Genomic DNA, 18,720 nt, shown 5'->3' on the forward strand with positions numbered 1-18,720 from the left:
ACCGCGGGGACCGCCCCTGCGGTGTCAGTGCGGCGAAGTATCCTTCCCGGCACCGCACACCGACCCGTGAGGACCGAGAGAATTGACCGGCCTGTCTGCCTTCCCGCTGCCCTTCCAAGCCGCGCGTTCCCTGGCGTTCGCCACACCCCGGACGCTCCGCGAGCTTCAGATGACGGAGTGCAGCGCGCACCTTCGGGCGAAGGCGGGGTGGTTCGACAAGATGCACGACCCCGGCATCGTCGCCCGGTGGACGCGTGAGGCGGTGGAGCAGGGCCTCACCGAGGCTCAGGTGCGGTACGTGCTGGCCGAGCTCGCGCACTACGCGACCCTGCGGGACGCGCGCACCGGCATCGAGGTGTCCGCCGTCGACGGCGTGTGGCAGTCGGACACGCTGATCGACGACAAGCTCGCGACCCGGCTGCGCGAGGCGGTCCGGGTCCTGGAGGACGTCCCCGAGACGGAGCTGGACTGGCACCCCGGATCCGACGGCCAGGTGCTGGACCTGGTGCACCCCTCCCTGTTCTGCCTGGTGCGCGAGGCGAGTGGCGCTCCCGAGCGTGCGTGGCAGAACCCGACGAACCAGTTCTCGAAGCACGAGTTCTCGGAGGTGTTCCAGTGGCTGCCCACGGACGTCGACGTCAGTGACGGCGGCGAGGCGGCGTTCCGCTCCTACGTCAACAACGTCCACCCCGAGACGCACCGCGAACTCGCCGCCGTCCTGCCGGACCTGTTCGCCCGCATGCTGCCGCTCTGGGAGAACGTCCTCACCGATCTGCGCCACCCGCGGCCCCCTCGCATCGCGGCCGACCCGTACGGGTGGTACGACTCGGAGCCCGCCTATCCGGTCAGGGCCTCCTTCGGGGACGACGCGACCTACGCGGAAGCCCGTCGCGTGTGGGCGGACGCCCACGAGGAGTGGTGGGAGAACCGCCGCCCGGTCGTCCCGGACGCCCCCGCCTTCACCGCGCCCGAGGTGCCCGACGCCGCCTCCCGCGTCGACCTGCGCGGCCGCCGCCTCCAGGTCATCGCCAAGCTCGCCACCATCCACCTGACCCCGGAGAAGCCGGAGTACGCCGGCGGCTCCTGGCACGTCGAGGGGATGCTCAACGAACGGATCGTGTCGACCGGCATCTACTACTGGGACAGCGAGAACATCACCGAGAGCCGGCTGAGCTTCCGGGCCGCCCTCGACGACCCCGAGTACGAGCAGAACGACGACAACGGTCTCCGCGAGGTCTTCGGCCTGGAGGACGAGGACGCGCTCAACCAGCTCCTGGGTTCGTCCTCCACCCCGGCCGGCCGCTGCCTGGCCTTCCCCAACGTCTACCAGCACCGCGTCGGTTCGTTCCGCCTCGCCGACCCCACCCGCCCGGGACACCGCAAGATCCTCGCGTTCTTCCTCGTCGACCCCTCGGAGACCCTCGTCTCCACCTCCGACGTGCCCCCGCAGCAGCCGTGGTCCGCCACCTCCACCATGACCCTCGACCAGGCCAGGGCCTACCGCGAACAGCTCATGCAGGAACGCAAGTTCTTCGTCGACGAGCACAACGAACAGCTCTACGAACGCGAGTTCTCCCTCTGCGAGCACTGAGCCCCGCGCTCCGGGCCGCCCCCCCCCGGTCGGCGTCCTCTGACGCCGACCGGGGGGCAGAGCCGATCGCGGATCTAGCTTCCGGGATCGGGCTCGGCAGCCGCGTCGCTCGCCGTCATCCGCTGCCGGACCTCCTCCGCCAGCGGGTTGCCGAGGGAGTCCAGGATCGCGACCGCCTCGGCCAGGAGCGTCCGCGCCTCCACGGCCCGGCCCGCCCCACCCAGCTGCACGGCAAGGCCGTCCAGAGAACGGGCCAGTCCGAGCAGGTCTCCTATGCGACGCCGTACCTCCACGGCCTGTCCGTACCACCCGATCGCGTCGTCGGTCCGGCCGACGGTCCGGCACACATCGCCCAGCCCGTGCAGCGACTTGGCCTCCGTCGGCAGGTCCGCCGTGGCCCGGGAGCCGGCCAGCGCCCTCTCGTACTCCTCGAAGGCAGCGGTCGGGCGGCCGAGGGCGAGACTCAGGGCGCCGATCTCCGTCCGCGTGATGGACTCGCCGCGGCGGTCTCCGTTGCTCAGGTGGATCGGCAGGGCTTCCCGCTGCCGTTCCAGTGCTTCCTCGTGCCTCCCCATGAGACGGAGGGTCCAGGCGATGTTGTAGATGCTGGTCGCCTGCCAATGGCGATCGCCGGTCGCCTGACTGATCGTCAAGGCTTCGGTGAAGTGACGCATGGCGTCCTCGTGCAGGCCCATGTCCGACTCCGCGCCGGCGACGCAGATGAGGCTCCACGTCTCGGCCCACCTGTCGTGCAGGCGACGGGACGCCCGCACGGCCGTGTCCGACAGGGCACGCCGGTGGATGTCGTGCCGGCGCAGCCGCAGGAAGTACACCAGCGCCACCGGCAGCTTCCAGGCCACGTCGTCCAGGCCGAGCTCGACCGCCTGGTCCACGGCGGGCACCAGACTCGGCAGTTCCGCGTCGCACCACGCGAGGGCCGCCTCAGGCCCGGGAAACGAGACGGCCTCGCCGTCGGCGGCGCGCTCCAGGGGCACATGCTGACGCTCGGGGACCAGGACGCGGTCCGCGGCGTCCGCCATGCGCAGATAGTGGGAGAGTTCCCGGCCCAGCGCCTCCTCCCTCGCGCCCTGGGGCTCCTCGCTCACGACCCGCTCCCGCGCGTAGTCCCGCAGCAGGTCGTGGTACGCGTACCGTCTCGGTCCCGTCGCCTCCAGCATGTTGACGGCGACGAGCCCGCGCAGGGCCCGCAGGGTCTCTCGTTCGGGCAGACCGATCAGGGCCGCGGCCGTCGAGACGGAGAAGTCCGGCCCGGCGTGCAGCGCCAGCAGCCGGAACGCCTTGGCGTCCGCGGGGGCGAGTTGCTGATAGGACCAAGAGAACACCGTGCGTACTCCCCTTCGCTCGTCCGGCGTGGACAGCGAGTCCAGCCGGCGGCCGTCTGCTTCGAGTTCCTCGATGAGTTCGCCCAGACTGGTTCCGGAGCCCGCTTGTTGTGCCGCGATCCGGACCGTGAGCGGGAGACGGCCGCAGCGCCGAACGAGCCGGGCGGCCCCCTCCCCGTCGTCATCACCCGACAACGCAAGGAACAGCTCCACGGCGTGCCGCGTGTCCAGCGGATCGATCTGCACGGGCGTGGCGCCGTCGAAGGCGGTCAGGTCCCCGAGCCGGTTCCTGCTCGTGACGATCGTGAAGCAGCCGGGCGCGGAGGGGAGCAACGGCCTTATCTGGTCGGCGTCGCCCGCGTTGTCCGCGACCAACAGGACCCGCTTCCCGTCGAGCAGGGAGCGGAAGAGTGCGGACATGGCGTCGAGCGAGCCCGGTATCCGATCCGGTGGCGCACCCAGGGCCGTGAGGAAACCGTGGAGGACCTCCTCGGGCGCGAGGGGTGCGAGCCGGTCGTAGCCCCTCAGGTTCACATAGAGCTGGCCGTCCGGGTAGCGCTCCCTCGACTGGTGTCCCCAGTGGACCGCCAGGGCGCTCTTGCCCACGCCCGCCGGCCCGGAGACGGTGACCACCCCGTTCGTCGTGGTGGCGACAGCACTCAGCGCGGCCAGGTTGTCCGTCCTGTCGGTGAAGCAGGTCACGGCCCGGGGCAGCTGTCTCGGCACCGGCAGGGTCGGTGCAGGCGGGGCTTCGCCGCGGGTGTGGACGCCTCCGTAGATGATCCCGGCCTGCACCACTTGCCCGGCACGGCCGGTGAACGCGTTGCCCCCGCTGTCGGTGCTCATGCGGACACCTCCGCCCCTCTCACTCCGGTCGCGCGGCGCAGAGCCCCCGGAGCGGGGGCTGCCGACAGACGGTCGACCGCGGTACGAAGCCCGGTGACGAACCGCACGCCGGCCGGGGCGAGGCCGGCTTCGCCGGCGAGCGTGTCCACGGCGGTGTCGGCCCGTGCCACACAGCCGCGAAAAGCCGCGGCGGCCCGCGCCCGCCGATGCCGCTCCCGTACGAGGAACCTGTCGCGCGACACCACGCCGCCCCACGACAGCGGGTGAGGCGGCCCGAGTGCCCGCGCCCGCCAGAGTTCCGCCAGGGCGACCTGCGCGTAGGCGTCACGGAGCAGTTCCTCCACCGGCACGGGATCGTCCCGCCCCGGCATCCGCAGGGTGGAGGGGCCTGCGGTGTCGAAGAAGTCGTACGCGTCCGTCAGCGCGTCGAGTTTGGCGCACTGGAATTCCCGGAGCAGCGCGGAGGCCAGGTCGGCGGTTCCTCTGTGCATCGCAAGCCGCACCGCGCCGAACGGTGCCCTGAGGAGCTGTACCGGCGACGCGGGCCGGTCCACCGGCAGCACACGCACGGGGACCACGACCCGGAAGACCGCACGCAGGGGCGTGGCGTAGTCCGGAACCGACCGGGTCAGCTCGTGCCCCGCACGGCTGAGCGCGACCTGCCAGGTGGCCCACTGCCGTGGGGAGAGACGGTCGAGGGCGACGACGTCGGCACGGCGGACGGCGCGGTACGGGTCGAGGTCGTCGAGGGCTACCGGCAGCCAGGGAGCGGTCAGTCGTCTGACGCCGAGCCAGCCGGGGGGCGTCCCGCCCGACCCGTCGACAGTCATGTCCGCCGTCGGTCCCGCAGGGTCCACCCGTACCGCGCCCAGACCAGGCAGGTGCGCGAGCCCCTGCCGCACGGGGAGGGGAAGTCGCGTGATGACGCCGGCGCGCCACGCGGCGGCCGCGGCGACACAGGCGACGTGCGCCCGGTCGCGTCCGAAGGCGTCCGGCTCTTCCGGCGGCCCTGCTTCCCCGCCCGCGGTGGCCGCACGGCGGAGGCGCTCCCGGGCCCATGTCTGGACGAACGGATGGCGCAGTACTTCGGCCGTCTCCGTGGGGTGGCTGCCGTCCAGTTCCAGGAGGAGCCGCCGCCCGAGGGACTCCGCCACGGCCAGCTCCGAATCGGGACCGTCGAGGGGGTCGAGTCCCGCGACGAGGGCTCTGGTCAGCGAGGTCTGCATGCTGACGAGGGCCTGCGCGCCGTGGAGGGTCCCCGCGCCCGCGGCGAAGGCGTCGAAGGCTCCGTCCGGCAGGCGGTGGACGGAGGGCGCGGCGGGTCCGGGGCCTGCGTGGCGCCTGACCCCGATGCCACGCATGCGTGCCGCCGGGATCTCCGACGCCATGCGTTTCAGGTCGGCGCAGTACACGGAGGGGTTGTCGAATCCGTTGCCGGGCCGGTATCGGTGGGCGTAGAGCCCTCCCCCGCAGACGCGGACCACCGGGCAGGCGAGGCAGGTGGCGCACAGGTCCGCGTATCCCTCGTTGCGAGCCGTGACCCCGGGATGGCCGGCGAGGTCGTCCACGCTGTGGGTGAAGACGGACATGCCGGTCGCGGGGGCTCCGTCGTAGGCCGTCTTCAGGGAGTCCGCCTGCTCCCACGATCCGTCGGTGTCCACGACGGCGAGGGCGACGGGCTGGAGCCCCACGGCCTCGCTGCCACTCGCGCCGCCCCACGCGGCGGCCGCGAGACCGTCGAACAGGCGGATCGGAACGGGCCGGCCGTCGGCGATCCAGCGTGCGTGGACACGCCCCAGCCAGTCGGCGTAGGGGGCTGGTGTCCCGCGCGGTCGGGGTGGCGGGTGCTCCCAGGTGGCGTGGGGCAGAAGGAAGTCGAGACGGGGCGGTTCCTGTTCCAGCAGGGCCTCGTACACGGCGATCGGGTCGTTCTCGACGTCCACGGTGCAGAGGATCCCGCCGTAGACGTCGCGGAACTCCGGGCGGCGCAGGAGCTCCAGGCCGCGCAGGACCGCGGCGTGACTGCTGCGGCCGTTCGCGTACCGGCGGTGCCGGTCGTTCGCGGTCCGGTCTCCGTCGAGCGAGACACCGACCTGCACGCCGGACGCGGCGAACAACTCCAGGAACGCCGGGTCGAGGGTCACTGCGTTGGTGTGGACGTTCAACCCGAGCCGTTCGACGTCTCCGAGGGCACTGCGGAGGGCCTGGATCAGCGCACGCAGGCGCTCCACGCCGAGCAGGAGCGGTTCGCCGCCATGGAGGGTGATGCGCACGGTGGGGATCGCATGCCTCGCCACGTGGTCCGCGATGCGTCGCGCGACGCGTTCCGCGACGGCCGGACTCATGGTCCGGGCCTTGCTCCGCCAGCTCTGGTCCGCGTGCTCGTACACGTAGCAGTGGTCACAGGCGAGATCGCAGGAGCCGTGGACCTTCAGGACGTACTGGTCGATGAAGGGAAGCACCCGTCCCCACCGATCTCGGAGTTGAAGGCCGCCGTCCGCGCGGGCAGGCCCGGGATCACGACGCTGGTGCGGAACTCCGCGACCAGACCGGCGCGGTCCGCTACGAGCGTTGCCAGCGAGACGCTCCCGAGGTCGGGGAGGGGACGCCCGAGGGGTTCGTTGTCGGTCATGGTCACCTTTTCCGCTGAGGGTGGAGATGATGGCCGATCGAGGTGCTCGTATCTGCGAAGAGTGGAGCGGGAGAAGAGAGCGGTGAGGAACGAACTGTTCACGAGGCGGGTCGACGGGCGGAAGCGGGCGCATAGCCACCTGCCTCCAGGCTAGCAGCGGCGCGCTCGGCTGTCCCTGCCCTCTTCCCTCTGCACCGTGGCACTGTCGTACACTCGGCCGCGTGCGCAGGGGACATGATCGGGTGTCACAGCTCGTCCTTCGGAGCGTCGTCGCCGACGACGAGCCGCAATTCCTCGAACTGGCTCGCAAGAGCGCCGAGTTTCATCACCCCTGGGTCGAACTGCCGCGCACTCCTCAGGTCTTCGCCTCCTATCTGGCCCGATCCGACCAGGTGAGCGCCGCCTGCATGGTCCTGACCCATCGGGATCAGGGCGACCTCGTGGGAATGATCAACATCAACGGCATCGTGCGCGGCCCCTACCAGCGCGGCCTTCTCGGCTACGCCGCCTTCCTGCCCTATGCGGGCCAGGGATATATGTCCGCCGGGGTGGCCTTGGCCGTCCACCACGCGTTCGAGGTCATGGGACTGAACCGCCTGGAGGCCGACGTCCAGCCGGGAAACGCCGCTTCCCGTGCGCTGGTCCGGCTGCTCGGGTTCCGGAGGGAGGGACTGTCGCCGGGCTTCATCAGGATCGGCGGCGTGTGGCGCGACCACGAGCGCTGGGCCATCACCGCGGACATGCCTCTGCCGTTGGCGCGAGAGGACGAGGGACTCGATTGACTCCGGGCCCGCCCTCGTAAGGAGCGGGCCCTGGTCGATGACACGCCGCCGCACGACGAACGGTCACTGCATCGTCAGGCCGCCGTTGACCTCGTGGGTCTGGACGACGTTCTTGGCCTCGCCGTGGAAGGTGTTGGTGACGGTGCCGGTGGAGGCGCGGTTCCAGAGGTCCTCGCACTCCTGGCGGAAGGAGGGGTCGCGGGTGAACTCCTCGTGGAGGGCGGTGGCGATCTCGGCCTCGGTGGCGGGGGTGGGGGTGCGGCCGGAGAAGCGCTCGCGGATGCGGCGCCAGAGGGTGGGGAGGGCGGCGGTGGCGGACTCGCTCACCGCCGTGGCGGCTCCGGCCACGAGGGCCCCGGCGATGGCGAGGGACAAGGGATCCATGGACGACCTCCACTCGACGGGTGTGCTCCGTCCATCATGGAGGCACGGGCGGGCGGGTCACAGCCCTTCGCCGGAGCCGGAGTTCAGGGGCGGTCGGTGCGGCTCCTGGCGGCCGCGAGGGCGGCCTTGACCTCGCGGGCCACGCGGGCGGCGTCGTCGGGGCGGTTGACGACGTCGGTGTGGTTCATGTCGATGACGAGGACCTCGCTGGCGGAGTAGTGGCGGTGCACCCACTCGTCGTAACCGGACCAGAGGGTGCGGTAGTACTCCACGAGGGCCTCGTCCTGCTCGAAGTCGCGGCCGCGGAGGCCGATGCGCTGCAGGACGGTGGAGAAGTCGGCCTTGAGGTAGACCATGAGGTCGGGGGCCTTGCGGTACGGGAGGCCGTCGATCTCGCGCATCATCTCGTCGAGGAGGCCCTCGTACACCTGCATCTCGAGGGAGCTGATGCGGCCCAGGTCGTGGTTGACCTTCGCGAAGTACCAGTCCTCGTAGATCGAGCGGTCGAGGACGTTGTCGCCCTGCTTGTACGCCTCCTTGATGGCGGCGAACCGCGTCTGGAGGAAGTAGAGCTGGAGGAGGAAGGGGTAGCGCTTGGCCTGGATCTCCTCGGGGCTCGCCGTGTAGAAGAGCGGCAGGATCGGGTTGTCGTCCACGCTCTCGTAGAAGACGTCGCTGCCGAGCTCCTTGGCGAGCAGCTCGGCGACGCTCGTCTTGCCGATCCCGATCATGCCTCCGACGCAGATCACCGACATACCTCACTTCTCCCTGGGGACTTCTGTGCGCGGGCGGGAGTCGGGCCGCCCACGGCACCGGGACATGTGGCGGCGGTCACTCGATTCCCCGGGATCTGCAAGATCGGTCTCACGTGGCCCCCCGCCCGGGCCTGGGCCCCGACGCGGGCCGCGTCCTCGGCGGGCCCCACCGGCCGCTGCGCGAGTGCCGCCCAGGGGAACGAACCATCGCCTCGCGGCCGCTCTGAAGCATAGAGGACGACGCGCCCCGGGTCGGCCCCGCGAGGGGGGTCGACGGGGCGGTCTCCGGCGCCCGTGCGGCCTGCGGCGCGGGCGAGTGACGTACGGCACTTCGGCGGACCGCGGCGGCTGAGCCGGGGCCCGCGGCGCGGGGAGCTCCTCAGTGGATCGTGGACGAGGTGACGACGAGGATGGGTTCGTCGACGAAGTCGTGGGAGAGCGAGACGGTCCGGACGCCGGAGGCCGTCGTCACGGTCAGGAGGACCGTGCTGTCGAGACCGGTGACGGCGGAGTCCACGGGCAGCGAGACGTGCACGAAGTCGACGGTGTGGGACGGGCTGAGGGTCAGCGCGGGCACCGGGTCGCCCGGGTCGGCGAGGAGTGCGATCTCCGCCGTGAGGGTGCTGACGCCCTCGGCCGCGAAGTTCAGCCCGGCGGCGTTGACGGTGAGGGGGTGCTGCACCTCCTGCACGGTGTGGGTGTGGAAGGCGAGGAACCGCAGCATCGCGGCCTTCGGCAGCGGGAGGGGGACCTCCAGGGTGCGCGAGACCTCCACGGCCGTACCGGCGCCGAGGCCCTGGAGGGTGGTCGACCGTCCGCCTTCGAGCACCATGCCGCCGAGGGGCACGCCGGGTCCCGGGGCCTGGCCGTTCCTGACGTCGGCGCCATGGAGGAGCCTGAGGTCGAGCGGCCCGCGGTTCGTCGCCTGGGCGGTGGGGGGTGATCCGGACAGGGGCGTCGTCGTCAGGTCGCCGCCATGGGCGGTACGGCGCAGGTTGAGGAGCAGCTGGGTGCGCACGGGCTGGGGGAAGACGTCGTCGAGCCGGACGGCGATCGTGCCGAAGAGGGGCGCCGGCCCGGGCGACGCGAGCTGCTGGAGGAAGAGGTTGACGAGGGTCGTGGCCGGGGTGGGCCGGTCGTCGGAGATGTCGACGCTCACCTGGACGGCGTTGCCGTCTCCGTCGGCGAAGGCGGCCCGTCCTGCCGGGAACCCCTGGAGACCGGACGGGGTGCGGGGGTCGAGCCCGCCGGGCAGGGCGACGCGCAGGGTGCGGCCGACGGCCTCCGGGGTGGCGAGGACGTCGGCCCGCAGGCGTGCGAGGTCGATGGGGTCGGCCATCGGGGCGACCGTGAAGGTGAAGTGGAACCGGCAGCCGCTGAGGGTGGCGGGCGACTCGTCGACGACGGAGTCGAGGGCCGCGAGGGCTCCCTGCGCGGTGACGAGGATCCCGTAGGCGTCGGGGACGGCGATCACCGTGCCGCTGACCTGGCCGAAGAAGACCCGCTGGAGCGAGGGGTAGGTCGAGGAGACGTCGCCGAGCGTGGTCAGTTCGCGGAACTCCGAACGCGGTCCCGCGAAGTCGTTGAGGTCGTTGCCGTCGATGATCGGCCGGGTCATGCCCTCGGCGGTGATGGTGAACCGGCTGCGGTGGGCGTCGGTGTGGAAGTGGAGGCCGAGCGCCAGGCTGCGGCGGAACCGGGCGGTGCACGGGAAGAACACGTACGCGCCGACCCGGTCGAGGAGGGACGGCATGAAGGGGGCGTCACCGGTGTTGCCGCCGTCGCCGAAGACCTCGAACTGGAGGCCCTGGAAGACCGGACCGTGGACGGGGAAGCCGACGTCCGGCGCCGTCACGAGGGCCGTCTGGTAGCCGGAGTAGGTCGGCTCGTACTCGACACGCAGCTCGCCGCTCCTGGTGAGGTGCACGTAGGCGGCCTCGACCAGCGAGCCCGACAGTTCGAAGGTGGCCGTGAAGGTGGTCCCGCTGATCCTGGCCGTGGTGCCCGGCACCCGGTGGACGACGACCGTGTCGTCGGCCTCGGTGATCGGCACGGCCAGCATCACGACGGGCCGCAGCTCCGGCACGGGGTGCAGCTGGCCCGAGACGACGGAGGTGAGGACGCTCTGCGAGAGGTCCTCCTTCAGTGTCAGGGTGAGGGTGGCGCGGTTGAACGGTCCCCCGTCGGTGGCGACGTCACCGGGACGCTGGACGACGTCGAAGGCGAACTTGGGGTCCCGGGCGGGCAGGACGTACTCGGGGAGGAACCAGGTCGCGTCGGGGAAGGGGCCGAACGCGAGGACGTCGGGGGCGGAGCTGCTCTCCAGGCGCGGGAGCAGGGGTGCCTCCGCGGGGAGTCCGGGTCTCCCGCCCTCGTCGATCACCGACTCGACGTGGTCCCCCGTGCGTCCCACGAGCCAGTGCTTGGGCTGCGCGACGAGGAACTCGTCGAACGCCTGCTCCATGTGTCCCATGGCGTCTCCCCGTCGGGTGTCCTCCACGCGTCCCGTTCGGGCGGCTCGGGCCCGCACACACGGGGGCGGGGTCCACGGGAGCCGCACGGTGACGTCGACGGCCGCGTGACGTACCGGTCGTCGGGTCGCGATCCGGCCCGCGGGCGCCTTTTTCGACAGTAGTTCCGACTCCCCCGGGGTCGCCACCCGGCCGCGCGCGCCGCACCGTGTCCTGCCGGGTCGACCGTCCTCCTCACAGGGACGAGCATTGCCTTCGATGCCAACCATTGCAACGGATCGTTGCATTCAACGGCAGCGTCATTGCATCAATACACTTCACCTCACCAGCCATAACATCGAAAGTTCATTGACGACTTACTGAATGCAACGTAGCTTTCAGGGAACTTCGAACATGTCGTACCGCGAGATGAGGACGGACCATGAGCGACTCCCTGCACACCGTCACGGCGCTGCCGACGGAACGCCGCGCAGGCTGCCCCTTCGACCCGCCGGCCGAGCTGATCGACGCCCGGCGGCACGGCCCCCTCAGCGCCTACACGCATCCCGGCGGAAAGCCCGGCTGGCTGATCACCGGCTACGACATGGTGCGGTCGGTCCTGGCCGACCCCCGGTTCAGCTCGCGCAAGGACCTCATGAACGTGGTCGACTTCGCGCTCCCGCCGGCGCCGCCCGGCGAGTTCCTCCTCATGGACGAACCGGAGCACAGCCGCTACCGGAAGCCCCTGGTCGGCAAGTTCACCGTGCGGCGCATGCGGATGCTGAGCGAGCGGATCGAGCAGATCACCGCCGACTGCCTGGACGCCATGGAGGCGGCCGGGCCCCCGACCGACCTGGTGACGGCGTTCGCCAAGCCGATCCCCACCATCGTGATCTGCGAGATCCTGGGCGTCCCCTACGAGGACCGGGCGTCGTTCCAGGAGCAGATCGACACGTTCATGGGCGGGGAGGTCGGCGACGAGGAGCTGATCGCGGCCTACACCGCGACGCAGGAGTACCTGGCGCGGCTGGTGGCCGCCAAGCGCGCGCACCCCACCGACGACATCCTCAGCGAGCTGACGGACAGCGACCTGACGGACGAGGAGCTGCGGGGCATCAGCCTCATCCTCCTCGCGGCCGGGTTCGACACCACCGCGAACATGCTGTCGCTCGGCACGTTCGCACTCCTGCGGAACCCCGCCCAACTCGCCGCGCTGCGCGCCGATCCCACCCTCACCGACGGCGCCGTGGAGGAGCTGCTGCGGTATCTGAGCGTCGCCAAGACGTTCCACCGCACGGCCCTGGAGGACGTCGAGCTGGACGGCCGGACCATCAAGGCCGGCACCACCGTCGTCCTCTCGTACCACACCGCCAACCACGACCCCGACCGCTTCCCCGACCCCCACACCCTCGACCTCGGCCGCCAGTCCGCCGGGCACCTGGCCTTCAGCCACGGCATCCACCAGTGTCTGGGGCAGCAACTGGCGCGCGTGGAGATGCGGGTGGCGTTCCGGGCACTGGTCGACCGCTTCCCCACCCTGCGCCTCGCCGTTCCCGCCGAGGAGGTCGTCCTGCGCCCGGAGACCGCGGACATCTTCGGGGTGAAGAGCCTCCCCGTCACCTGGGACGCTCCGTGAGCGCGCCGCGCCTGAGCGCCGACCGCGGACGCTGCATCGGCGCCGGCATGTGCGCCATGACCGCCCCCGACGTCTTCGACCAGGACCCGGACGACGGGCTCGTGCTCGTCCTGCACGCCGAACCGCCCGCGGCCCACCGCGCGGCCGCCCGCATGGCCGTCGGCGTCTGCCCGTCCGGGGCGATCACCCTCCACGAGCCGACGACGTAGGGAGTGTCCGGAAGGCGGGCCTGTTCTCCGGCGCCGACACGGCCACGACGGCGACGACGAGCAGGAGCGCTACAGGCCGATGTCCCGGAGTCGGAGGTCCGCCAGGGTCTCCCGCCGGACGAGCACGCGGGCCAGACCGTCGCGTACGGCGACCACCGGCGGACGGCCGACGAGGTTGTACGAGGACGCCATCGACAGGTGGTACGCGCCCGCCACGGGAACCGCGAGCAGATCGCCGGGGTGGGTGTCGGCGGGCATCGGCACGTCCTCGGCGAGGATGTCGCCGGCCTCGCAGTGGCGGCCGACCACCGTCGCGCGCTCGTCCTCGGCCGCCGGGTGGCGGCCGATCAGGCGGGGCGCGTACCGCACTCCGTACAGCGCGGGGCGCGGGTTGTCGCTCATTCCGCCGTCCACCGCCACGAAGGTCCGCGTCGGCCCGCGTTTCACCGCGAGGACCCGGTAGACGGCGACACCGGCGGGGCCCGTGACCGCGCGGCCCGGCTCGATGATCAGCCGGGGGACGGGAAGTGCGGCGGCGGCGCAGCTCCGGGCGAGTTCGGCGCGGAGCCTCGCCGCCAGCCTCCCGGGGTCGAGCGACGGCTCTCCGGGGCGGTAGGCGATGCCGTGACCGCCCCCGAGGTCGAGCTCCGGCAGGGCGATCCCGTGGGTGTCGCGGACCCTGGCCATGAGGCCGACGAGCCTGCGCACGGCCACGAGGTACGGCTTGACGTCGGTGATCTGCGAGCCCAGGTGGCAGTGGAGTCCGGTGAGTTCGAGCCTGGGCTGGTCGAGGACGCGGGCGAGGGCGTGCTGGGCGTGGCCGTCGCGCAGGGAGAGGCCGAACTTCTGGTCGTCGGAGCCGGTGCGGATCTTCGAGTGGCCGCCGGCGCCGATGCCCGGCGTGACGCGGACCATGACCTTCTGGCGGGCCCCGGTGCCGACCGCGGCGGCGATGCGGGCGATCTCGGCGGAGGTGTCGATGACGATCCGGCCCACGCCGATGCGGAGGGCGGTCGCCAGGTCCTGCGGCGACTTGGCGTTGCCGTGGAGGAGGATCCGGTCGGCCGGGAATCCGGTGGTGACGGCGAGCTCCAGCTCTCCGGCCGAGCAGACGTCCAGGCCGAGCCCCTCCTCCTCCATCCAGCGGGCGACGGCGCGGCACAGGAACGCCTTGGCCGCGTAGTGGATCCGGGCCTCGGGAAAGGCGCCGCGGTAGGCGCGGCAGCGGTCGCGGACCTCGGCCTCGTCCAGGACGTAGACGGGGGTGCCGTGGCTCTCGGCGATCCCGGCGAGGGACACGCCTCCGACGTGGAGGTCGCCGTGCGGACGCTCGGTGGTGGTCGCGGGCCAGATCCGGTGGAGATCGGCGGGTTCCGTGTCCGTGGGGGTACGGGGGCCGGGAGCCGGGCCGGTCGGGGCGGCGTGCAGGGGGAGCGTGCTCATCGCCACTGCTCCCTTCACCGTGTGACGGCGGTGAGCGGGCGGACGGGCGTCGCCTGCGCCGGGCGGACAGGCGTCGCCTGCCCCGGGCCGACAGGCGTCGCCTGCCCCGGGCGGACGGGCGTCGCCTGCGCCGGGCGGACGGGCGCGGCGGACCTCGTCGGCTGCGCCGGGCGGGCAGGCGCGGCGGTCGGCACCCGGTCGCCCGGGGCGGCGGGGGCCGGGGCGGTGAGGACGGGGTCGATCCGGAGCGTGCGGACGCCCAGGGGCACCATGAGCGCGCGCAGGGCCGGTTCGGCGAGGACGATCCACGGCTGGCCGACGCCCAGGACGGCCCGCAGCCGGGCCGGGGCGGTGAAGGCGACGGCGGTCCGACCGCCGACGGGGGTACGGAAGAGGCGGGTCACACACCCGCCGGAGCCCGGCCGGACGGGGACGCAGAGCCGTCCGGCCGGGAGCTGTTCCTCGGGTTCGGGCTCGTCTCCGTACAGGGCAGCTGACATGGGTTCCTCCGCGGAAGAGAACGGACCCCGGGCGTGGTCGCGGCGGGGTGTCCCCGACGCTATGCCCGGGCCCCGCCGGTCCGGGCGCCGTCCTGACGCTCCCCTGACGGCGTCGACCGGGACGCATACGCCGCGCCTACGCCTCGCGCCGCTCCCTCGGGCGGGCCGGCCGCCCGAGGGCCTCCCGGCCCGCCGGGACCGCCAGACCTGACACGGTCCGGCAGCCGTGCGACGGTGGATACAGGGCCGGGCCACGGGCGCGTGTGCGCCGCCGCACCGGGTGTCCGCCGTGCCCGGGATGACCAGCCCTGGAGGCGTCATGCGGGCGAGCGACAGAGCACCGGGCGGGCCTCGGGGCGACCGCGTGACACGGCCCGGAGCGGCGGGGCCGGGCGGTGCGCCCGGCCGCAGGGCCGCCCGGAGGGGCGCGCGGCGGGCCCGGCTGGCGACGGAGTGGGGCCGGGCCAAGTACGCCGGTTCGTGGGCCGAGTACCTGTGGCGGCGGCTCGACGCGTTCGACTTCCTCAACCAGGCGATCCTGCTGGCCGCCACGCTGCTGCTGTGCGCGGTCCCGTTCCTGATCGTCACGTCCGCCCTCGCGGGGCGGTCGGCGGTGTCGGGGATGACGCGGCGGCTGGGGCTGAGCCGGGAGGCGGCGGCCGACATGGGCGACCTGTTCGCCTCCACGACGGCCACGTCCACGGCGGTCACCGGCCTGTCGTGGGTGTTCTTCGTGCTGGCCGGTCTCGCCTCGGCCGGCTCGCTCCAGAAGCTGTACCAGCAGATGTTCCGGCTGCCCCCGCGGCGGCTGCGGGACGGGCTGCGGGCCCTGGTCTGGCTGGCCGTGACCGTGGGGTGCACCGCGCTGGGCGCGTTCGCGGGGCGCGGGTTCTACGACCGCGCGCCGATCCTGTGGTGGATCGTCAACGTCCCGGCGTTCGTGGCGTTCTGGTGGTTCACGATGTGGTTCCTGCTGGCGGGGCGCATCCACTGGCGCAAGCTGGCGCCGTGCGCCGTCGCCACCGGGGTGCTCTGGTTCGGGATGCTGGTCGTCTTCCACTTCGTCTTCTCCGGCATGGTCACCGGCTACGAGGACAAGTACGGGCCCATCGGCGTGGTGTTCGCCCTGATGTCGTTCTTCATCGCGATCGGCGTGGTCATCACGCTGGGAGCGGCCGTCGGCATGATGTGGCAGGACCGGCACATGTCCTTCAGGGCCGCGGTCTCCAAGCTGAGGCGGCCGTCGTGACGGCCGGCGGCGGCCCCTCGTCGGGCCGGCGGCGTCCCTCCGCACCGTCGACGTTCGTCGACCACGTGCGCCGGGACGGTGTCGTGGTGCGCTGGGAGTCACGCCGCCACCGCAAGCACCAGCGGCCCGCCGCCGGCTCCACGTGGTGGGCGCCCGCGGCCCGCGGCTGGTGGATCGCGGTGCTCTTCGCCGTCGGTTCGCTGCTGTTCGCCGTGGGATCCGTGCCCGGCTACACCGAGGCGGTCGGTGTGCGCGGGGACACGGTAACCTACTTCGTCGGGTCGCTGTTCTTCACCTCGGCGGCGTTCCTCTGCTACCGCGAGTCGGTCGACGCCGCCCCGCCGCCGTCCGCACCCCCGCGCCGGCGCTTCCTCGTCCCGCGGCACCGGCGCATCGACTGGTGGGCCACCGCGATCCAGCTGGTCGGCACCGTGTACTTCAACGTCAGCACGGGCGTCGCCATGGGGAGCAGCCTCTCCGCGACCACCGCCCACGCGCATGTGTGGCGCCCCGACGCGATCGGCTCGGTGTGCTTCCTGGTCGCAAGTCTCCTCGCCTGGTACGAGACCTGTCACGGCTGGGCGGCCTGGCGGCCGTCGTCGTGGTCCTGGTGGATCACGCTGGCCAACCTCGTCGGGTCCGTCGCCTTCGGCGTCTCCGCCGTCGCCGGGTACGTCGACCCGGTGACCGGCGAGGTGCTCGATGCGACGGGAGCCGACACCACGACGCTGATCGGCGCCGTCTGCTTCCTCGTGGGCTCGGTCCTGCTCCTGCCCGAGCGGACCGAGCGGACCCGCGAGGCGGCCTCGTCGTCCGCGGCCGGCACACCGGCTCCGTAGACGGCGCTCGCGCGCCTCGCGCGCACCTTTGCCCGCGCCCGGCGGACCGTCGGCGCCCGCCGCCCGACCCGGTCGGGGGTGCGGACGCGGATCCCGGGCAGCGTGACCGGTCGTGGCGGAGGGTCCGGGACGCCGCCGGAAGCGCGGCGGTGATCGACCCCGTCTCCTCGTCATGTCCCGTGGGCGATCGGATCCGAGGATCCGGCCGCCCACGTGTGGATCTCGTGCGGATCGGCGGCAGGTCCTGCGCCGAACACCCGCCCCGCGGTCAGCCGGATGCCACTCCCCCCGCGGACCCGTCCCCTTTTGCGTACGGCGCGATGCGGCTTTTTCGCTATCAATCGCCGTTCATCCAAGCAGTTCTGTTGGTCCGTCAGTGACGGTTGCGCTTCGCTCGGGCGTTCTGGAAATCTCCGTTCGACTTGTCCGACCCGCGAGCAACGGAGCAACCTTCCATGCCCTCACGGCGAATACGTCACGCCTGGCTCACGGCGGCCGCCGCGGCCTCGCTGGCGTTCACCGGCCTGGCGGCGCCCGCCCAGGCCGAGGACGTCCCGCGGGGAGCCTCGGACCCGACGGTCCAGGAGCCCCGGACGGCCGAGACCACCCTCTCGCCGCTCGCGGCGCGTGCGTGGACCTCGCCGGGCGGTGCGGCCTCGCCGGGCGATTTCACCTTGTCCCCCGGCGCGCTGAACTCCGAGACGACCACGCGGGTGAGCCGTCTGGACTCGGTGCTGCCCAAGTCCGGTGTGCAGAACCTGCTCGCGGGGGCGAACCGGACGGTGGACCCGTGGTGCTCCCGGGACCCCTTCGGCACCGCCGCGGACCCGGACGTCAAGTACTGCCTCCAGAGCGACGACTCGGTCTCGCGCGAGTGGGTCCCCCAGGGGTTCACCGGCGTCTCCGACGCCAAGGACGACGAACTGTGGGGCGCGGCGGGGAACATCCAGCTGTTCGCCTCGTACGACGGCTGGGACCCGGGCCGGGAGAACGACCCGAACCCGGCGGCGGGCGACTGCACCACGGCCGAGCTGGAGGCCGACGACGCCTGCAACCAGAAGGGCGTCCGGATCACCTTCGTGCAGAGCCGCACCAATCCGGCGACCGGCACGCCGGAGGTCAAGTACCGTCATGTGCTGCTGGGCTGGACGTACGTCAACTCGGCCGACCACGTCTCCTTCGACGGGCTGCACGCCTCCGAGTACCCGATCCAGAAGGGCGTCCACGCCGGCGGGATCGTCTGGTACGGCAACTACCTCTACGTCGCCGACACCCGCAACGGCCTGCGCGTCTTCGACATGCGGTACATCATGGACCTGGACCCCGACGGCGCCCCCTCCACGCACGACGCGATGGGCGCGGACACCGACGGCGTGAAGACCACGGCCGATGTGCAGGACAAGACGAAGGTCGGCCGGCACGACAACGTCTGGTACAGCTTCGGCTACCGCTACGTGATGCCGCAGGTCGCCGCGTGGAAGTTCAAGGCCGACCTGGGGAACCCCTCGGGTTCCTACACGTGCGTGGCGACCGGCGCCCCGAAGGCGTCGTACATCTCGCTGGACCGCAGCACCAACCCCGACCGTCTGCTCATGGGCGAGTACTGCCGTCCGGAGACCGACCACCCCTCCACCGGCCGCATCGCCTCCTACCCGGTCGCGGCGCTGGAGGGGCGCTCCGCCGACGTGACCGCGGAAGGCTGGGCCAACTACCTGCCGTTGGCCAACGGCGGCGCGCAGGGCGCGGCCGCGAACGGCGGCACGCTGTACGTGAACGAGTCGAAGGGCACGGACGAGCCGGGCAACCTCTGGCGCTACGAGTGGAGCGGCGGCGCACTGGTCGCGAAGGGGCAGGCGATCAAGACCGCCCGGGGCGCCGAGGACCTCTACGTCGAGCGCGGCACGGGCCGGCTGTGGTCCCTCTCCGAGCACCGCCCCGGCTCCGCGACCGACTGCACGGCGAACCGGGACGCGGCGGACCCGGCGGGCACGGACTACTGCCAGCGGGTGCTCTACGGCCACAAGCTGAGCTGGGTCGACGGCCGGCCGTAGGCACGGTGCG

General features: G+C 72.2%; 15 protein-coding genes. 7 read left to right on the forward strand and 8 right to left on the reverse strand.

Annotation, left to right across the window (positions count from 1 at the left end):
* The first annotated feature begins 82 nt into the window (after window positions 1–82).
* Window positions 83–1,591 (forward strand): DUF4246 domain-containing protein, encoded by a 1,509-nt coding sequence (locus AB0424_RS03235; RefSeq protein WP_366301764.1) that lies wholly within the window; start codon window positions 83–85, stop codon window positions 1,589–1,591.
* Window positions 1,592–1,665: 74 nt separating this feature from the next.
* Here the strand turns inward: AB0424_RS03235 and AB0424_RS03240 are convergent, their stop codons facing one another.
* From AB0424_RS03240 to AB0424_RS03250, 3 genes are read right to left on the reverse strand one after another with little or no spacing between them, the layout of a single operon-like run.
* Window positions 1,666–3,780: a tetratricopeptide repeat protein gene (locus AB0424_RS03240; RefSeq protein ID WP_366301765.1), complete on the reverse strand. Its 2,115-nt coding sequence runs from the start codon at window positions 3,778–3,780 to the stop codon at window positions 1,666–1,668.
* Window positions 3,777–6,242, reverse strand: a complete 2,466-nt coding sequence (locus tag AB0424_RS03245; protein ID WP_366301767.1) for an FxsB family cyclophane-forming radical SAM/SPASM peptide maturase — start codon at window positions 6,240–6,242, stop codon at window positions 3,777–3,779. The genes AB0424_RS03240 and AB0424_RS03245 overlap by 4 nt, the downstream gene beginning before the upstream one ends.
* Entirely contained in the window at window positions 6,212–6,412 is a 201-nt protein-coding gene (locus AB0424_RS03250) for a hypothetical protein (protein WP_366301769.1), read from the reverse strand. The genes AB0424_RS03245 and AB0424_RS03250 overlap by 31 nt, the downstream gene beginning before the upstream one ends.
* A 221-nt stretch (window positions 6,413–6,633) precedes the next feature.
* On the opposite strand from AB0424_RS03250, the gene AB0424_RS03255 reads away from it, so the two are divergent.
* Window positions 6,634–7,194: a GNAT family protein gene (locus AB0424_RS03255; RefSeq protein WP_366301770.1), complete on the forward strand. Its 561-nt coding sequence runs from the start codon at window positions 6,634–6,636 to the stop codon at window positions 7,192–7,194.
* Window positions 7,195–7,257: 63 nt separating this feature from the next.
* Here the strand turns inward: AB0424_RS03255 and AB0424_RS03260 are convergent, their stop codons facing one another.
* The 3 genes from AB0424_RS03260 to AB0424_RS03270 all read right to left on the reverse strand — a co-directional run bounded on the left by AB0424_RS03260 (window position 7,258) and on the right by AB0424_RS03270 (window position 10,806).
* A complete protein-coding gene (locus tag AB0424_RS03260) occupies window positions 7,258–7,578 on the reverse strand; it encodes a hypothetical protein (protein ID WP_231077285.1) in 321 nt (106 codons plus the stop codon).
* A gap of 83 nt (window positions 7,579–7,661) precedes the next feature.
* The gene (locus AB0424_RS03265) at window positions 7,662–8,333 is read right to left on the reverse strand and encodes a deoxynucleoside kinase (protein ID WP_366301772.1); all 672 of its coding nucleotides are present in this window, start codon (window positions 8,331–8,333) and stop codon (window positions 7,662–7,664) included.
* Between the two features lie 379 nt (window positions 8,334–8,712).
* Window positions 8,713–10,806, reverse strand: coding sequence for a hypothetical protein (locus tag AB0424_RS03270; protein WP_366301774.1), 2,094 nt, complete (start codon window positions 10,804–10,806; stop codon window positions 8,713–8,715).
* A gap of 419 nt (window positions 10,807–11,225) precedes the next feature.
* On the opposite strand from AB0424_RS03270, the gene AB0424_RS03275 reads away from it, so the two are divergent.
* Together AB0424_RS03275 and AB0424_RS03280 are read left to right on the forward strand one after the other, a co-directional pair.
* Window positions 11,226–12,419 carry a cytochrome P450 gene (locus tag AB0424_RS03275; RefSeq protein WP_366301776.1) on the forward strand — a complete coding sequence of 398 codons (1,194 nt, stop codon included), beginning with the start codon at window positions 11,226–11,228 and terminating at the stop codon, window positions 12,417–12,419.
* The gene (locus AB0424_RS03280) at window positions 12,416–12,628 is read left to right on the forward strand and encodes a ferredoxin (RefSeq protein WP_366301778.1); all 213 of its coding nucleotides are present in this window, start codon (window positions 12,416–12,418) and stop codon (window positions 12,626–12,628) included. The genes AB0424_RS03275 and AB0424_RS03280 overlap by 4 nt, the downstream gene beginning before the upstream one ends.
* A gap of 69 nt (window positions 12,629–12,697) precedes the next feature.
* Here AB0424_RS03280 and lysA read toward each other — a convergent pair whose 3' ends face one another.
* Together lysA and AB0424_RS03290 are read right to left on the reverse strand one after the other, a co-directional pair.
* Window positions 12,698–14,071, reverse strand: coding sequence for a diaminopimelate decarboxylase (gene lysA, locus AB0424_RS03285; protein WP_366301779.1), 1,374 nt, complete (start codon window positions 14,069–14,071; stop codon window positions 12,698–12,700).
* Window positions 14,072–14,085: 14 nt separating this feature from the next.
* On the reverse strand, window positions 14,086–14,571 hold the full coding sequence (locus AB0424_RS03290) for an SAV_915 family protein (protein WP_366301780.1): 486 nt from the start codon (window positions 14,569–14,571) through the stop codon (window positions 14,086–14,088).
* Between the two features lie 364 nt (window positions 14,572–14,935).
* On the opposite strand from AB0424_RS03290, the gene AB0424_RS03295 reads away from it, so the two are divergent.
* From AB0424_RS03295 to AB0424_RS03305, 3 genes are all read left to right on the forward strand, one after another.
* Entirely contained in the window at window positions 14,936–15,820 is an 885-nt protein-coding gene (locus tag AB0424_RS03295) for a YhjD/YihY/BrkB family envelope integrity protein (RefSeq protein WP_366301782.1), read from the forward strand.
* Window positions 15,817–16,659 (forward strand): hypothetical protein, encoded by an 843-nt coding sequence (locus tag AB0424_RS03300; RefSeq protein WP_366301783.1) that lies wholly within the window; start codon window positions 15,817–15,819, stop codon window positions 16,657–16,659. Before AB0424_RS03295 ends, AB0424_RS03300 begins: the two co-directional genes overlap by 4 nt.
* Before the next feature lie 455 nt (window positions 16,660–17,114).
* Window positions 17,115–18,710, forward strand: coding sequence for a hypothetical protein (locus AB0424_RS03305; RefSeq protein WP_366301785.1), 1,596 nt, complete (start codon window positions 17,115–17,117; stop codon window positions 18,708–18,710).
* The last annotated feature ends 10 nt before the right edge of the window (window positions 18,711–18,720 follow it).

It is taken from the genome of Streptomyces sp. NPDC051180 (genome assembly GCF_040689545.1).
Taxonomy (GTDB): domain Bacteria; phylum Actinomycetota; class Actinomycetes; order Streptomycetales; family Streptomycetaceae; genus Streptomyces.

Excerpts from the sequence above, each read along its gene's own strand:
- AB0424_RS03240 (WP_366301765.1), bottom strand. The coding sequence starts at position 3,780 with ATGAGCACCGACAGCGGGGGCAACGCGTTCACCGGCCGTGCCGGGCAA.
- AB0424_RS03290 (WP_366301780.1), bottom strand. The coding sequence starts at position 14,571 with ATGTCAGCTGCCCTGTACGGAGACGAGCCCGAACCCGAGGAACAGCTC.
- AB0424_RS03270 (WP_366301774.1), bottom strand. The coding sequence starts at position 10,806 with ATGGGACACATGGAGCAGGCGTTCGACGAGTTCCTCGTCGCGCAGCCC.
- lysA (WP_366301779.1), bottom strand. The coding sequence starts at position 14,071 with ATGAGCACGCTCCCCCTGCACGCCGCCCCGACCGGCCCGGCTCCCGGC.
- AB0424_RS03250 (WP_366301769.1), bottom strand. The coding sequence starts at position 6,412 with ATGACCGACAACGAACCCCTCGGGCGTCCCCTCCCCGACCTCGGGAGC.
- AB0424_RS03265 (WP_366301772.1), bottom strand. The coding sequence starts at position 8,333 with ATGTCGGTGATCTGCGTCGGAGGCATGATCGGGATCGGCAAGACGAGC.
- AB0424_RS03260 (WP_231077285.1), bottom strand. The coding sequence starts at position 7,578 with ATGGATCCCTTGTCCCTCGCCATCGCCGGGGCCCTCGTGGCCGGAGCC.
- AB0424_RS03305 (WP_366301785.1), top strand. The coding sequence starts at position 17,115 with ATGCCCTCACGGCGAATACGTCACGCCTGGCTCACGGCGGCCGCCGCG.
- AB0424_RS03275 (WP_366301776.1), top strand. The coding sequence starts at position 11,226 with ATGAGCGACTCCCTGCACACCGTCACGGCGCTGCCGACGGAACGCCGC.